Annotated in this window: 15 protein-coding genes and 1 pseudogene; 7 read left to right on the top strand and 9 right to left on the bottom strand. The window is 61.2% G+C overall.

All coding sequences use genetic code 11. The features are described 5' to 3' along the window. The first annotated feature begins 155 nt into the window (after nt 1–155). Both CKO23_RS16845 and CKO23_RS16840 read left to right on the top strand, forming a co-directional pair. The gene (locus CKO23_RS16845; RefSeq protein ID WP_440870572.1) at nt 156–1517 is read left to right on the top strand and encodes a paraquat-inducible protein A; all 1362 of its coding nucleotides are present in this window, start codon (nt 156–158) and stop codon (nt 1515–1517) included. A gap of 68 nt (nt 1518–1585) precedes the next feature. Continuing rightward, the gene (locus CKO23_RS16840) at nt 1586–2071 is read left to right on the top strand and encodes a hypothetical protein (RefSeq protein ID WP_200332984.1); all 486 of its coding nucleotides are present in this window, start codon (nt 1586–1588) and stop codon (nt 2069–2071) included. Nucleotides 2072–2515: 444 nt separating this feature from the next. Here the strand turns inward: CKO23_RS16840 and CKO23_RS16835 are convergent, their stop codons facing one another. From CKO23_RS16835 to petA, 8 genes and pseudogenes are all read right to left on the bottom strand, one after another. Next, nucleotides 2516–3010 (bottom strand): rhodanese-like domain-containing protein, encoded by a 495-nt coding sequence (locus tag CKO23_RS16835; protein WP_200332983.1) that lies wholly within the window; start codon nt 3008–3010, stop codon nt 2516–2518. Between the two features lie 263 nt (nt 3011–3273). Next, nucleotides 3274–4977, bottom strand: a complete 1704-nt coding sequence (locus CKO23_RS16830) for an FAD-dependent oxidoreductase (protein ID WP_200332982.1) — start codon at nt 4975–4977, stop codon at nt 3274–3276. Between the two features lie 304 nt (nt 4978–5281). Beyond that, nucleotides 5282–5653 (bottom strand): NifB/NifX family molybdenum-iron cluster-binding protein, encoded by a 372-nt coding sequence (locus tag CKO23_RS16825; RefSeq protein ID WP_200332981.1) that lies wholly within the window; start codon nt 5651–5653, stop codon nt 5282–5284. A gap of 37 nt (nt 5654–5690) precedes the next feature. Continuing rightward, nucleotides 5691–6605 carry an ATP-binding protein gene (locus CKO23_RS16820; protein WP_200332980.1) on the bottom strand — a complete coding sequence of 305 codons (915 nt, stop codon included), beginning with the start codon at nt 6603–6605 and terminating at the stop codon, nt 5691–5693. After that, nucleotides 6602–7480, bottom strand: coding sequence for an ATP-binding protein (locus CKO23_RS16815; protein WP_200332979.1), 879 nt, complete (start codon nt 7478–7480; stop codon nt 6602–6604). The genes CKO23_RS16820 and CKO23_RS16815 overlap by 4 nt, the downstream gene beginning before the upstream one ends. A gap of 5 nt (nt 7481–7485) precedes the next feature. Further along, nucleotides 7486–7857: a NifB/NifX family molybdenum-iron cluster-binding protein gene (locus tag CKO23_RS25740; RefSeq protein ID WP_242482506.1), complete on the bottom strand. Its 372-nt coding sequence runs from the start codon at nt 7855–7857 to the stop codon at nt 7486–7488. A gap of 207 nt (nt 7858–8064) precedes the next feature. Continuing rightward, nucleotides 8065–8220 (bottom strand): annotated as a pseudogene (locus CKO23_RS26740) (hypothetical protein); the annotation flags it as partial. Between the two features lie 106 nt (nt 8221–8326). Beyond that, the gene (gene petA, locus CKO23_RS16805) at nt 8327–8920 is read right to left on the bottom strand and encodes a ubiquinol-cytochrome c reductase iron-sulfur subunit (RefSeq protein WP_200332977.1); all 594 of its coding nucleotides are present in this window, start codon (nt 8918–8920) and stop codon (nt 8327–8329) included. A gap of 133 nt (nt 8921–9053) precedes the next feature. Between petA and CKO23_RS25735 the strand changes: the two genes are divergently transcribed. Continuing rightward, nucleotides 9054–9602 carry a DUF134 domain-containing protein gene (locus CKO23_RS25735; protein WP_242482505.1) on the top strand — a complete coding sequence of 183 codons (549 nt, stop codon included), beginning with the start codon at nt 9054–9056 and terminating at the stop codon, nt 9600–9602. 482 nt (nt 9603–10084) lie between these two features. Here CKO23_RS25735 and CKO23_RS16795 read toward each other — a convergent pair whose 3' ends face one another. Next, entirely contained in the window at nt 10085–11860 is a 1776-nt protein-coding gene (locus CKO23_RS16795) for a B12-binding domain-containing radical SAM protein (protein ID WP_200332976.1), read from the bottom strand. Between the two features lie 916 nt (nt 11861–12776). On the opposite strand from CKO23_RS16795, the gene CKO23_RS16790 reads away from it, so the two are divergent. From CKO23_RS16790 to CKO23_RS16775, 4 genes are all read left to right on the top strand, one after another. Next, nucleotides 12777–13985 carry a Shedu immune nuclease family protein gene (locus CKO23_RS16790; protein ID WP_200332975.1) on the top strand — a complete coding sequence of 403 codons (1209 nt, stop codon included), beginning with the start codon at nt 12777–12779 and terminating at the stop codon, nt 13983–13985. Between the two features lie 75 nt (nt 13986–14060). Continuing rightward, nucleotides 14061–14360, top strand: a complete 300-nt coding sequence (locus tag CKO23_RS16785) for a helix-hairpin-helix domain-containing protein (protein WP_200332974.1) — start codon at nt 14061–14063, stop codon at nt 14358–14360. Beyond that, the gene (locus CKO23_RS16780; protein WP_200332973.1) at nt 14357–14590 is read left to right on the top strand and encodes a VOC family protein; all 234 of its coding nucleotides are present in this window, start codon (nt 14357–14359) and stop codon (nt 14588–14590) included. The genes CKO23_RS16785 and CKO23_RS16780 overlap by 4 nt, the downstream gene beginning before the upstream one ends. Beyond that, nucleotides 14526–15239, top strand: coding sequence for a transposase (locus CKO23_RS16775; RefSeq protein ID WP_200332972.1), 714 nt, complete (start codon nt 14526–14528; stop codon nt 15237–15239). The genes CKO23_RS16780 and CKO23_RS16775 overlap by 65 nt, the downstream gene beginning before the upstream one ends. Nucleotides 15240–15498 lie beyond the last annotated feature (259 nt).

Raw genomic sequence — 15498 nt, 5'->3', positions numbered from 1 at the left:
AGGCGTGTTGGATTCGCTCCCTCCCCGTGGGAGCGGATTGCCGCCGCCATCATGCCGAGCCGACTGCCCAGCGCACTTGGCTATCCGATGGCTGGGCTCGGTGCCGGCTGCTTGCCGGCGAATTGACGGACGCTGTCCTGGACTGAGCGATGCCTGTGTTCAAGATTCCCCTTCTCAAGAGAGTTCTAGCCATCGCGCTCTTCGTCGCGGCGGGCGTCCTGCTCGTCCAGTTGGTCCAGGACCTGAACCAGGTCAAGCGGCTCAAGACGGACCTGGCCGAGATCCATCACGTCCGTTACGGGCTGCTGGATGCGGATGCCTGGGTGGAGCGGATTTCCGCCGTGATCGAGAAGCGGATCGGCGAGTTCGAGCTGACGGACGCGAACCGACCACAGGTGGTCGCGGCGGTCGCGCAGGTGCTGGATTCCATGCTGGTGGAGATCGAGCGCTATCTGCGTCGGCGCAATCTCAAGAGCGGCGGGACCTGGGTGGATCAGCTCCAGGGGGTCTTGCAGCAGGGTCTGCAGGATCTGCTGGTCGACTTCGACAGGCTGCGCGGGAAGGTCCCGCAGTATGCGGAGGCCGTCGTGGAGCAGTTGAGCAAGCCGGAGGCCAAGCAGGAGATCAAGACGCAGCTGGTCGGCCTCATGCGTCAGGCCTCGGATGCCACCTTCGCGAAGGTGGACCGCTCGCGGCTCGAGGCCGCGCTCGCGCGCTATGACTGCGCGGATCCGGAGAGCTGCGGCGCGCTGATCGAGGGGCGGATCCGCGCCGCTCGGCTGCCGAGCCTCGAACGACTCTGGATGCTGCTGGGGTCGGTCGCGCTGCTCTTCCTGCTCTGCCTCACCGGCGGGCCGGCGAGGGCGGGGCAGTCAGCCGAGGCGGGCCGCCAGGGATTCGATCCCGTCAAGCTCTTGCTCCTGACCGGTGCGACCCTGATCCTGCTGTTGGGCGGTCTTCTGACTCCCATGATCGAGATCGAGGCGCGCATCAGCGAGCTGAAGCTGATCTTCATGGGCGAGCCCATCGTCTTCACCAATCAGGTGCTCTATTTCCAGACCAAGAGCATTTTCGAGGTGGTGCGCATCCTGGCCGAGACCGGCGCCGCGGACATGCTCTTGGTCGGCGTGCTGATCACGCTCTTCAGCGTCATCTTTCCGGCCCTCAAGGTGGTCACGACCTACCTCTATTACTTCGACTACGGGCGGGCGCGGGCGTCCGCCTGGGTGCGTTTCTTCGCGCTGCGTTCGGGCAAGTGGTCCATGGCGGATGTCCTGGTCATCGCCATCTTCATGGCCTACATCGGCTTCGATGGCCTGGTGGAAAGCCAACTGCGCGCCATGACGACGGCGGGCGCGGATGGGTCGGCCAACTCGGGTGCGCTGGGCACGCAACTGCTGACCACGAACGGCACGGCGCTCGAACCCGGTTTCTACCTCTTCCTGGCCTTCGTGCTGGCCAGCCTGCTGCTTTCGGCTAAGCTGGAGAAGCATTTCGGCGAAACGCATCCGAACTGACATCCATCCGAACTGACATCCGATCATGGGAGGCGCGCGTGCCGTTCGCTCATCGGTCAAGATCTGTGTTGGCATTGAGCTGCCTGTCGGGCCTGGTCGCCTGGCTTTGCGCCGCGCCGGCGATCGGCGCCGACTGGCGCGGGAGGCTGCAAGATGGCTCTGACGTGGAGGTCGATCCATCGACGCATCGCGCCTGGCGGACCGAGAACGGCCATCGGGCGCCGCTCTGGGATGGTACCCATCGACTTGAGGATGGATCCGTGGTGATCGTTCGCGACGGCACGGCCGTTCCCAACCAGGACATGATCCAGACCTGGGGACCACGGACGCCGCGGGCCGTGCTTCCCGACTCCTCGCCCTGCTACGAACTGGTGGATCGGGTGTGCGGCAAGGACTTTCGCTGCAGCACCTCCGAGCCCTGCCGCCTCGCCAACGAGCTGGTGGATCTGGCGAAAGAGGCGTTGCGCGGCGACTCAGCCACGCGGACCCAGGACACGAGCGCCGATCAGTGCCGCGAGGCCATGGGCAACGCCTTCTTCAAGCCCTGCGAGTGATGCGGCGGCGACGGGAGGGGGCAAGCCGATCCCCGAGCCAGCCATGTGCGACCCAGCCAAGACGAATTCCCAGACCAGCAGCGGGATGAGCAAGGTCAGGAGATCGTGCTACGTCGGCGCTTCTCTTCCTCTCGGTTCGACAGGCTCCTCGCCACGTAAGGCGATTTCCGGAAATGACCTTACCAAAGAGACCCGGATCGGTAGAGCGGTAGGATGGGCAAAGTCCACGCTCTGGGCTCGCGCCTCGCCTCGACGCCAGACGGACGTGCCCATCGCGCAAGACGCTGAGTTGGGATGATGGGCACGCCCTCGATCCTCGGCACTCCGAAAGAAGCGTATCGCCAGGGCTTTGCCCATCCTACGGGATCGCGCGCCGGGAGCTGTTTCGGTGCCTCAAGCCCGTGGGCTGAGCGGGGTGTTCAGCCCCTTGGTCGTGAGCCGCGTTTATCTCGGCGTTGGCGTGACCGGTGGTGCATTCGCGGTCCTGGCATCCAGATAGTCCGCCAATGCCTTGAAGCCGCCTTTCAGGATGAACACCTTGTCGAAGCCAATGTGACGCAATGCCGTTCCGGCCGCGGCGGCCCGGATGCCGGACTTGCAGAGCACGATCACAGGTTGGTTGGTGGGGATCCGTGCGAGGTTCTCGTCGGTGAACAGCCTGTTCAGCGGAATTGCCAGGCTGCCCGGCAGCGTGCCGGTGAAGATCTTGGTTTCGGCGGGTGTCCGCACGTCCAGGATGATCATGGACTCGCCCGCGTTGATCTTGTCCACCATGGCTTTCGCCGTCATCAGATGCAGTGCCTTGCCGGCCTGCGCGCCCACGGCTGGGCTGAACAGCCGCGCGTAGCTTGCGGCCAGTGCGCTGTCATAGGACCAGAGGCTCGATGGTGCCGTCGTGAGGCCGAAGACCATCGCCGCCAAGATGAGTCGACGCATCATGTCGCACCTCCTGTTCGTTGACGATCAGTCCCTCTATAAGCATATCGACTCGTACTGATTCCACGGCTGGCGCCGCGCCGAGGCATGACTTGGGTCAGGCCAAGCTCGAAAAGGCCGAGACCAGTGCGACGCACGGACCAATCGTCATTGAACTGGAGGCTGATGGCTGACGGCGGCGAGGCTGGGCTGATGCTCGACGGTCGAGCGACCGGGAGCGAATGGGAGGGTGGTGGATCGGCGTTGCTGATCCACCACCGAGCGGTCTATTTCTCGCGCGGATAGGGCCAGGCGACGACGCCGCCTTCCATGACCTTGACGTTGCGCCAGCCATGCCCCTCCAAGATCGCCGCGCACTCGTAACCGCGCAGGGAGATCTTGCAGTAGAGGATGATCTCCGCGTCCTTGTCCCGCGGCAGCTCAGCCAGCCGTCCGCGCAGTGCCCCCTGCGGAATCAGATGCTCGCCGATACCAAGGCGTTCTTCCTCGAACTCCTGGGGCGTGCGGCTATCGATGATGAAGCAGTCGGCGCCCGCATCGACCCGCTCCTTGACCTCGCTGACCGAGAGCCCCTTCAGGCGTCCGAGCACCTTGTTCTCAAGCACATGCGCCGAGACGATGACGTGATCGAGTGCCAGCGAGTAGGGGGGGGCATAGGGGAGGTCCGCGTTGCCCAGATCCTCGATGGTCAGTTTGCCGCGGATGGCCATGGCGACCGTCGCCACGCGCTTGCTGACATCGCCGGGGCCGATGCACTGAAAGCCCAGCACGCGGCCGCTCTTGCGGTCCGCGATCATCTTGCTGATGAGCAGCTGGCCCTTCATATAGCCGGGGATGTCGAGTCCGGAGACGGTCGCCGTCTCGATGTCTGTCATGCCCCGCTGGCGCGCCTCGCTGGCGCTCAGGCCGGTGAAGCCGACCCCGTAGTCGAAGATCTTGCAGATGCCGGTCTGGGTGATGCCGGGAAAGGTTGCGCTGCCGGGGTTGATCAGATTCTGTCCGATGACCCGGCCCTGTAGATTGGCAAGATCCCCATAGGGCGCGCGGACCTTGTCGCCGGTGATGAGCGAGGTGCATTCCACGCAATCGCCGGCGGCGTAGATGTCGGGGTCCGAGGTCTGCATGAATTCATCGACCTTGATGCCGCCTTGCCCCCCGATCTTGAGCCCGGCCGCCTGTGCCAGCGCGATGTTCGGCCGCACCCCGATCGCCACCACCGCCAGTTCGCAGGGCAGTTCGGTGCCATTTTCGAGCTTCACCGCGGTGAGCTGTCCGCCCTCCCCGAGGAAGGCCGCGACGCCATTGCCGGTGATGATGTCGGCGCCATGGGTGCGGACATAGTTCTCGACCAGCTTGGCGAGGTCGGGATCGAGGAAGGGCAGGATTCGATCCGTCTTTTCGACGACCGTGGTCCGAATGTCGGCCAGACGCAGTGCCTCGCAGACCTCGAAGCCGATCAGACCGCCGCCGACGATGACGGCGTGGCGGACCTGGCGTTCGTCGCGAATCTTGCGGAGCGCATCGGCATCGCCCAGCGATTGCAGGTGATGGATACCCTCCAGCTCGATGCCCGGCACCGGCGGGCGGAGCGGGGTCGCGCCCGTTGCGATCACCAGCTTGTCGTAGGCCAGGGTGCGTGTCTCGCCGCTCGGCAGATGTTTGCAGGTGACGGTGCGGGCCGCGCGGTCGATGGCGATGGCCTCGGTTTGCACCAGCGCCTCGATCCCCTTCGCCTTCTCGAAGAAATTGGGATCGCGCACGATCCCGGCCGGGGTGCAGATGAGCTGATTGCGGTCATCGAAGACCCCACCGACATAGTAGGGGTAACCGCAGGAGGCCATCGACAGATCGGCTTCCTTCTGAATGATGGTGATCGAGGCGTGCTCGTCCAAACGGCGGGCCTTGGCGGCGGCTTTCGGGCCGGCGGCGGAGCCGCCAATGACCAGGATCTTGAGGGGTTTTGCTGACATAGGGGCATCCTGAAAGTGGATCCGGTCGATCGGATCCGGCGTTGAAGGGCGGGGGCGAAACCAGTGGCCCCCTGAATCTTGTGTGGACCTTGGAGAGGGCGTAAGCGCCAGACCGGAGGGAGTGCGATCAACGGTGATGCGCGCCGGCCGGCTTCCGCAGAAAGTTGGGCCGACTTTCGAAGGCCCAACATGCGCCGTTTCATTGGGCCTCGTACATCGGTCCAATCGCTAGACATCAGCTGTGGTCACACCATCCCGGATGGGGCAGGAGGTTGCGCCCGCGCTGACTCAACCTTGGGGTGCGTTAGCCGTGACCGTGCGCCACGCTCTCGGCGCAGGGCGCGGCGGCGGTGAGGGTGCCGCCGAGATAACGCTCCAGCGACTCGCGCACCGTGCCGGTTGCCCCGGTCGCTGTCTTGATGCCGGCCTCTCGGAAGAACTCGATGGCGCGTCCGCCCATGCCGCCACTGAGCATGACCTCGGCGTTCTGCTGCTTGATGAAGGTGGGAATCTGACCCGGCTCATGGGCCTCGGCAAAGGGGTTGGCGATGTCTTGCGTCGCGGTCACCGCGCCGTCTTCGATGTCCACCAAGATGAAGTAGGGGGCATGGCCGAAGTGTTGGGCGACCTGGCTGTCGAGTCCCTGGCTGGTTTCGGCGGTAATGGCGATCTTCATGGCAAAGCTCCTGGTTTTCGTTTGGGTTGGTCAGGTGTCAGGTGTCAGGTGTCGCGTCGGGCGCTATCAGGCAGGTGACCACGCGCTCCCACAGGGCCGTCAGGGCGAGACTGGCGGGGGCGTCCGGGCGGTAGGCGGTCACTGCCTCGCCCGCGACCATGGCGCTCGCGATGCTTAAATCAAATGGGATCTGACCGATCGCGTTGATTCCGTTTGCAAGGCAGTCAGCTTCGATGTCTTGCGCGCCCTTGGGATAGACGTCGGCCTTATTGATGCAGACCAGCGCCGGCACGCCAAAGTGCTGGACGGTCTGCAGGGCGCGACGCAGATCATGGATGCCGGAGACCGTCGGCTCGGTGACCAGCAGCGCCAGGTCGGCGCCGGAGACGGCGGCAATGACCGGGCAGCCGATGCCGGGCGGTCCATCCACCAGCACCAATTGGCGCGACTCGTCCAGCGCCTGTTGACGGGCGCGTTCTTTGACCTGGGTGACCAGCTTGCCGGAGTTTTCCTGTCCCGGATAGAGATGGGCATGATGAAGTGGGCCGTAGCGGCTCTCGGACACCGCAACTTCGCCGACCGTCTGCTCCTCCATGTGAATCCCCTCGGCGGGGCACTGATAGACGCAGGCGGCACAGCCGTCACAGGCGATGGGGTCGACGACGAAACGCCCATCCATCTCGGCGATGGCATCGAAACGGCAGACGGACTCGCAGTCGCCGCAGGTCATGCAGATGTCGGCGTCGATCACGGCGACCTGTCCCCCGCTGAACGGACGGGTGTCGAGCCTGCGCGGTTGCAGGACGAGCTCCAGGTTGGCCGCGTCCACATCGGCGTCGGCCAAGAGGATCCGATCGGCGAAGGGTCCCTGCGAGGCGAGGTGGGCGAAGGCGGCTGTCACACTGGTCTTGCCGGTACCGCCCTTGCCACTGAGGATGACGAGCTGTTTCATGCGTTCACCCCGGCGACGATGTGCTCCAGGAGGGTCTGGAATTCGGGTCGATACCGCGGCTCGGCCTCCACCAGGGGCTGACCGCTGGCGATGGCCTCGGCGATGCGTCGCTCCATCGGGATGCGCAGCAGGATCGGCAGGTCGCTCTCGGCGCAATAGGCAGCGACCGCGTCGTCGCCGATGCCGTCGCGGTTGATCACGACCCCGGCCGGCAGTCCCAGCTCACGGGCGATCGCGACCACCTGCTTGAGATCGTGCAGGCCGAAAGGCGTCGGCTCGGTCACCAGCAGCACGAAATCCGCCCCGCGCATGGTCTCCACCACCGGGCAGGAGGCGCCGGGCGGGGCATCGCGGATCTCGAGGGCGCGACCGCGCAGGTCATGGCCGACGGGCGGCGGTGCCGCGGTCCATTGCTTGAGCTCGCGCAGGATGGGCACGCCCATCGTCTGCCCGACGTTCATCACGCCCTGCGCGAAGGCGATGCCCTCGGCGGTCTGGCCGCTGTCGATCACCCCGGTGACGGCAAGCTGCTCGCTGATCGCCTGCTCCGGGCAGTTCCAGGTGCAACTGCCGCAGCCGTGACAGAGATCGTCGAAGACCAGCGTCTTCTGGCCGACCACGGCAATGGCGTTGAACTGGCAGACCTCGGCGCAGCGGCCGCAGTAGGTGCAGGCATCCGCGTCCACCCGTGGGACGCGGATGCCGACCTCCCGATGGCTGTCCAGGACGGGATGCAGGAAGAGGGCGGCATTGGGCGCCTCCACGTCACAATCGAGAAAGCGGACTCGGTCGCGTTCCGCGGCGACACGCGCCAGGCTGGTGGCGACGGTGGTCTTACCCGTGCCGCCCTTGCCGCTGGCAACGACGATGCGCATTGCCACTAGCCCCCGTGATGTCCGCCGTGGCTCGCGCCATCGGCAGGGATCAGCTGCCCCGCCGTGAACGACGCCAGGATATCGGCGGCGCTGCAGGCATCCTTGCCCGGCGCGAGGAGGCGTTGGATGTTCGCCGCCGACAGAGTGTCATAGGCCTTGGGGCCATAGGCGCCGCTCACGACCGCCTGTGCACCGAGTTTGGCGACGAACTGCGCGGCCTGCACGCCCGCCCCGCCCGAGGCCGACTGCGCCGGATTGGCGTGGGTCGTCCAGGCACCGGTGTCCGTGTCTACCAGACAGAAGGACTCCGCGCGCCCGAAGCGGGCGTCGAAGGGTGAGTCGAGCGATTGACCTGCGATGGAGATGGCGAGCTTCATGGGTGATGGTCTCCCGATGTCTGACTTGGTTGAATCCGACCTGGTTGAATCCGAGCTGGTTGAATCCGACCTGGTTGAATCCGAGCTGGTTGAATCCGAGCTGGTTGAATCCGAGCCGGCCGCATCCAGCCGCTCCGTCAGGCGCTGGATCAGGGTGCGCAGCTCGTTGAGCGACGCGTGCATCCAGGACGCCCCTTGGTTGGCGCCCGCGCCCGAACCCTGGCGGCATCCGCCAGCACCGCGGCCACGGCCGCTCTGGGCGCTGGCCTTCCCCTGTCCGGCGCCCCGTCCTCGACCACCGCCTTGGCCACGACCCTGGCGTTGACCTTGACCGTTCGGACCTGTTCCGTCTTTGTTCGGCATGCTGTTCTCTCCAGGCCGCGTTGCCTGACATCGGCCTTGCTGCAAGTGACTTCAGCCGCCTGTCCACTCGCGATCATGGGCAGGCCGCGGTGTGCTTCGGCGGGCCTCAGGCGGCGGCGCCGTCCTCACCGATCAAGAGGGTCGTCGCGTTGAGATAGGTATGCTTCGGGATCACCAGATTGGTCGGTGCGGGCACGTTCTTGAAGACGCGCGCCGCGAGATCGAAGCGTGATCCGTGGCAGGGGCAATGGAAGCCGCCCTTCCACTCGGCGCCCAGATCCTCGGGGGCGACTTCCGGGCGGTAGGTCGGTGAGCAGCCGAGGTGGGTGCAGATGCCGATCGCGACCAGATACTCGGGCTTGATGGAGCGGGCCGGGTTCTGGCAATACGCCGGTTGCTGCGGCACTTGGGAAGTCGGATCGACCAGCTTGTGGTCGTTGCTCGCCAGGGAGGCGAGCATCGCCGGGGTGCGATGCACGACCCAAACGGGTTTCCCGCGCCATTTGACGCGCAGCAAGGCGCCCGGCTCCAGCTTGCCGATCTCCGCCTCGACCGGCGCCCCGGCGGCCCGCGCTCGGGCACTGGGATTCATGGAGGCGACGAATGGGACCAAGGCAAAGCCCGCGCCCATCGCGCCGACCAGACTGGTGGCGGCGACGAGTACGCGTCGTCTTGTCGTGTGGACAGCCTGCGCGTTCACGAATCTGCGTCTCCTGACTGATGCGCGGTGCCGGCCCCTTGCTCGGGTGCGCCTGACGCCGCTGGGATGAATCGCGATCTGCGATGTTGGAGGTCGGCATTCTCGTCCTTTTCCCGACTGAATTACCCTGACAATGATCAATGCAGGATGCACATATGTGCGTTTTACTGCGGGCTTGAATCGAAACGGCACGGCTTTCGGAGGCACCTTGGGAGGTCGAACACGACGCGCCCGTTGGATCGGATTCGATCCGGGCTTCATCTGCTTCAAACCCTGTGGCCGATCGGGACGGGGCATGGAGACCCTGTCGCTGCGCCTCGACGAGCTGGAGGCACTGCGTCTTGCGGACCTGGAAGGCTTGTATCAGGAAGAGTGTGCCCGGCGAATGGGGATCTCGCGAACCGTCTTGTCGCGGACCTTGGCGCAGGCGCGTCGCACGGTGACCGACGCGCTGATCAACGGCAAGCGTCTGGTCGTGGAGCCGATCCCGGCGCCCAGCACGGCCGACGCCACTGCGGCTGCCTCGACCCTACGCCCTGGATCGCCGCCGCGGACGAGGCAGCCGCCCTGCGGACACCCTGGCGCCGGGTGTGACCCGGAGCCGAGTCAGGATGGTCGGGCTGGGCCGGGGGAGATCCCCGCCAGTCGGCAGACCATCGACGATGATGACGCCGAGCCGTGACCCCTTCCTCGGGCGGGGCGAAACCTGCCGAGTGCGCCCTCGTTCCGTACACATCATTTCCAGAGTTGGTCTGGGCGATTTCCAGAAATGACCTTACCCAAATAGACCCGGATCGGTAGGATGGGCAACGTCCGCGCTCTGGGCTCGAACCCAACCTCGACGCCAGACGGTCGTGCCCATCGTGCAAGACGCCGAGCTGGGATGATGGGCACGCCCCGCGACCCTCGGCGCTCCGAAAGCAGCGCATCGCCAGGGCTTTGCCCATCCTAACGAAGACGACTGGCCCGAAGGATGATCGACGCCGGTGGCGCGTCGGATCGTCAACATGTCCAGCTCCTGAGCGTTCAAACTGACCTGAAACGTAGTGTCTCACTCAGATAAGAGAAGCCGGTCATCACCCGAGCCCCCTGCTTTTTCTGCCCGAAGTTCACCTCTCACCATCCCGCACCTGTCATCGAATCGCTCGGTTTGCGAGATGGTTTCTAGCTGCCGGAAGCCCGTCTTCGCGCCGTGATTTTCCGCCGCTTGTTGACGAATGCCTGGGCGGAGGCCGTCGCTGTGAAGAGTTCGAGGGCGTCCTGCTGCTCCTGGCCGTCTGGTGTGATGGCGATATCGGTATAGGCATCCGGCGTCGGGTCGGCAAGCACCTTGGCGAGGATGCGTTGATAGCGCCGGTGCATGCCGTACGCACCGAGATACTTGGCGACGAATTCCCGGACCAGCTTCGGATAGAAGACAACGGGGCTCTCGACGGGAAATCCGGGGCGGCGATCGCGCCGACGCTTGATCCGGATCAGCCCGCCTTCCAGGGGATGCATTCGTTCGTAGACGACGGGGGCATGGAAGGCGAAGAGCTTTGCGAGCATCTGCTTTGGGTCATAGCCCCAGGCGCGCGCGCGTCGCAGCACGGTCTCGACATGGGTATCGGAGTAGTAGAGATCCCAGACCTCGCGATAGATGGCCTCCCACTCCGTCTTGGTCATCTTCGGATGCGCCATGGTGACGTGTTGGGTGTCGTAGTTGTTCATGTCGGGATCGAGCGGGGTGCTGGCCTCGACGAGCCGCTGATGGTCTTTTGAGCCGGGCAGCGGCGTCAGGATGAAGAACTCCATGATGTCGATGGGCAACTCGCGCTTGATGATCTCGATATCGCGGCGAATGCTCTCGGGCGTGTCGCTCGGAAATCCAATGATGTAGCCGGCGTAGGTGAGCACGCCCGTCTGGTGCCAGGCCTGCAGCATGCTGCGGTAATCCGTGATCTTGTTCTGGCCCTTCTGTGCCGCTTTGAGCGAGTCCGGATTGATGGTCTCCATGCCGATGAAGACCCTGTCGACCCCGGCTTGCCCCGCCTTCTCGATAAAGCCGGGTATGCGATGTGACTGGGTGTCGGCCTGGATGACCAGGCGCACGGGCAGGCCGGACGCCTTCAGCGCGATGATGCGATCGAAGATCGCCTCCCAGTTCTGATTGCGCGCGAAGTTGTCGTCCGTGATGAAGAAATTACTGATGCCATCAGCCGAGTTGGCGCGGATCAGCCGCTCGATATCGTCCGCGGTGCGATGGCGCGACTTGTGGCCCTGGACATTGATGATGGTGCAGAAGCTGCAAAGGTAAGGACAACCGCGGCCGGCGTCGAAGCTGGCTCGCTTGCCCATGGTTCGCTTGATGCGCTCCGGCGGTAGATAGGGCGTCGGCGTACCGCCCATGTCCGGCAGATCGCTGAGGTAGTTGTAGATCGGCTTCAAGCCGCCGCTCGCTGCGTCCTGCAGCAAGGGTTCGAGCCGCCCCTCCAGTTCGCCGGCGAAGAGGCTGATGCCGTCCCTCAAGGCATCTTCGAGTTCGGGCGGCCGTTCCTTCAGCATGGACAGGCAGCCGCTTACGTGGAAGCCGCCGATCACCACGCTCAAATCCGCGGCGCGAAACCGCTTCGCAAGATCGAGCGCGCGCGGATACTGGTTGGATTGGACGCCGACCATGCCGACAAGGGCATCGCCACCCGCGCGCTTGATCTCGTGAACAAGCTGTTTGGTGTCGACGCGCGTATTCGTCTCGTCGAGCGCCAGAACGCGAATTGCGACGTCGTCACCAAGCACGCGTCGTTGCGCGCAATCCAGTGCGTTGCCGTACACCGTTGCGAGGCTGTTGGAGGGCAGCGAGGAGCGCCACCACTGGATCACATAGCCGTCGTCGTCGTAGTGCGAGGGCTTGATCAGCAGCAAATGGAAAGGGCGCGGTGTTGTCGATGGCTGTGTGGGCAAGTGCGGCAAGCTCCGATTGGCTCAGGCCGACGCCTTGCGTGCGCCAGGGTCGGCGGGTGATCTTGACGAGGGCAGTGCTCGCCTCGCACCGGCGCAAGGCTCACCCAAGCCCGAACCTCAGAGGCCCTCGGAGGAACGATCAAGCGATCGCCAGGCTTTCCTTCGTGACGAGCATACAAACGGGTATATCACAGTCGGTGCCGGCCTGTTCGGGGTGTGCGTGTCGATCGTCACGGAGCTGGGCACCAGAGTCACAAGACTGATCGATCGGCGGCGCTGAACGTCGACAGCACCGACCGCAAACGTGGACGCCAAGGGTCGCTATGTGAAGCTTCACATCGCGCCGCAAACCAGCTACCCAGCCAACTCCACTGACTTGGTGATCTGCCCCAAATTGAGGCGCTCGTCTTGCGTCGGTCGGAGTCCGCAGTCCAATGGAAAGCCGACGCTCGCCTTGGTTATGAGTTATAGACGCGGTCACCGGGATTCCCCTTTTCCCCTAGTCTTCGATTCTGCCTATCCTGCCGACGGTCTCACGAGACCGCGTCACGTCGAAAACGCCATGCTCGGCGAGATGCTTGGCGGCGTGTGCCCTCAGATACCGTGCTGCGCGCCGCGCGTACTAGAGCATGGCGGATTCTTTGATGCCCGATTTCCGTGCGCGATCAAGCCAGTTGCCCAAAAACCGCTGGACAGTTCCGCTCAACGTTGTGTGCTCGCCCGCCATCTGCTAGCTTCTCCCTACGGGGTTTAGGGGATCCGCACTGCACAGGTTGAGCGCTCACCCTCAACAACAATCAACCGAGCTAGGCAGAATCTACCCTATTGGAACTAGACAGAATCTGCCTAGCACGCAGGACCGACACTCTGTCTAGTTAACTGTTAGCTTTAATCATGGACTGCAAAGAGATTTAATATGACCTGCAATCAGTGCGCATCCTTAATAGACATTGATGATTTGAGTTTGCCCTATGTAGTTCGAACTTGCGGTTCTTGTAACAGACAAATCAAACTTAGGGAACCAGGAGATAATGGGCATGGCATTAAGGTCGAGAAGGGAGATCAGTTCGTATTCCCTGATGGTTTTCTAAAAGTCTCAGCAAACCCATTAAAATCAACAGGCCATTTAACCAAACATGGTTTGGCGTGGTTTGCGAAGCTTATATTCGTAGAGGAGCTTGAAAAAAACCCAGACAAAATCGAACTGTTCACGAAATCAAATGAGGACTATAGCGAAAAAATATTAAAAGATGCTGGCTTGTTTGAAGGACTAGATTTGTCATTGGAAGAGGACGCAAAAGAACTATTTTCAAGAGTTGAGAATAAAAAGGATGGACTAGAGTGGTGGGCCTATTGTTTTGGAATGTTCAATGATATTACGAAAGATGCCATAGCAGAAAACGATGCAAAGAAGGCAGCTTGGGCAATGCGTGCAGCTGAGAGATGCAGGTCAATGTGCGTATTTAAAGAAAGTCTTGAAGAAGTTGTCTGGATGGGTCATTCCGCTGGGCGCATCATAGAAGTTATTCGTAAATGGCATGCCAATAAAGACAATGCTAAAGAAGAATTCTGGCAAGTAATATTTTCTGAAAACCCATATATTTTATCTCAGGTCTTTTCCATTCCCGTTATTTTTATAAAAGATAGAGCTTACGTAGGCGGTATGAATATTGAAGGTTCAGAAGCAAAATTCGTAGACTTTCTCTTTGCAAACCAGTCTTCTAATGATGCTCTTCTGGTGGAAATTAAAACGCCAGTGACACAAATGTTTGCCAAGACTAAATATAGGAATAGTGTTTACAACCCAACTAAGGAATTATCGGGTTCTATCTTACAGGTTCTTAATTATAGGCGTGAGCTAGCTAAAAATTATGAAAATTTAACATCAGAGTCAGGGAAAACGATAGATGTATTTAATCCAAAGTGCGTTGTGATAATTGGAAATGCCGAAAAGGAACTAGATACTGATGCCAAGCGAACTTCCTTTGAATTATTTCGCACAAGTATGAAAGACGTTGAAATAGTAACTTTTGATGAACTGTTTAAAAAAGCAGAAACATTAGCTACTTTGTTCAATTTAACTTGGAAAGACAACAAAGCTAACAAGGAAAATTCACATGGATAAATTTAAGCTACTCCACTTCGTTACGCAGCTTAAATTTCCCAGTGATTTAAGGCGTTAGCCGGAGTAGGGAACACTATGAAGAATCCAGACAGAGAAAAAGTATCGCGCCTGGATGCGCTACCAAATATTGGAAAGGCGATGTCAGCAGATCTTCGTTTAATTGGCATCGACCATCCAAAGGAGCTGATTGGAATGGATCCATTCAAAATGTATGAAGAGTTATGCACAGCAACAGGTAAAAGGCATGACCCTTGTGTTATTGATGTATTTATGTCAGCTGTTCATTTTATGGAGGGTGGTGAACCTTTTCCATGGTGGTCGTTTACTCAAGAACGAAAAAATCATATAACTCAGCAACGGAGATATAGAGAATGAAATACGGTTATACAATCATCTATGTTTCATCAGTAGAAGAAACATTGGATTTTTACAAAAAAGCCTTTGGTTTTGACGTAAAATTCATCCATGGAAAAAAGGGGACAGATTTATTTAATGTTACACTGATTGATATGGGTATTGGATTCAAGGGAAGACAGCAGCATGCCAAGAGTCGGGCGCGTCGTTCTGCCGAACTATCCGCATCATGTGGTGCAGCGCGGACATAACCGGCAGGTTGTGTTTGCCGAGGATGCGGACTACCGGTATTACCTCGAAACGCTGGAAGCCTTCAAAACCATCTATGACATCAAAGTCTACGGCTTCTGCCTGATGACCAATCATGTGCACTTGATTCTTCAGCCAGGGGAGGCGATCGCAGACCTCGGTCAGCTGATGAAGCGTCTGGCCGGGCGGCAGACGCGGTTCGTCAACCGCCAAGAATCGCGCAGCGGGACGCTTTGGGAGGGGCGGTACAAATCGAGCCCAATTGAGACGGATGCGTACTTGCTTGCATGTTGCCGGTACGTTGAACTCAATCCGGTGCGGGCGGGGATGATCGATACACCCGCCGCGTATCCGTGGTCGAGCTACCGTTGGCACGCCGGTGAAGATGTGGAACAGGATTGGCTGGACACCGACCCCTGCTACGATGCCCTGGGCTCAAACGCCGAAGAGCGGGCGCTCCGATACCGCACCTTTGTGCGAAGCGCGATTCCCGAGGGGGAGTGGACGCTCATCCGCGAGGCCTTGCAGCGTGGTCAGTTGACCGGCGGCGAGCGATTCACCGATCAAGTGGAGGCCATGATCAATCGTCGAATCGAGAACCGTAAGCACGGTCGGCCTCGTCGGATGAGGCTGCGTGATGATCGTCAATGAATCTGTCTCCTTTCGGGGCGTCGATCATCCTTCTGACCAGTCGTCTTCGCTAGGGTGGACAAGCGCAGCGCAGTCCACCAACAACGGCGCGGGATTCGGTGGACTTCGCTCTCGCTCGTCCACCCTACCGGTACCGGGTGGCCGCGGGTGCTTACGCACCCGCGGCTCCCACAGATCCGGACGTGCGGGACTACCGCATCCGGCTCCTCGATTGAGCGCTCGCTGCACAACACATGTCGCACACCCGTTGGACCCTGAA

The sequence above is a fragment of the Thiocystis violacea genome, assembly GCF_016583565.1.
Classification (GTDB): Bacteria; Pseudomonadota; Gammaproteobacteria; order Chromatiales; family Chromatiaceae; genus Thiorhodococcus; species Thiorhodococcus violaceus_A.
Note: the sequence above shows the minus strand (reverse complement) of the source record. Positions and strands in the feature narration are given on the sequence as shown.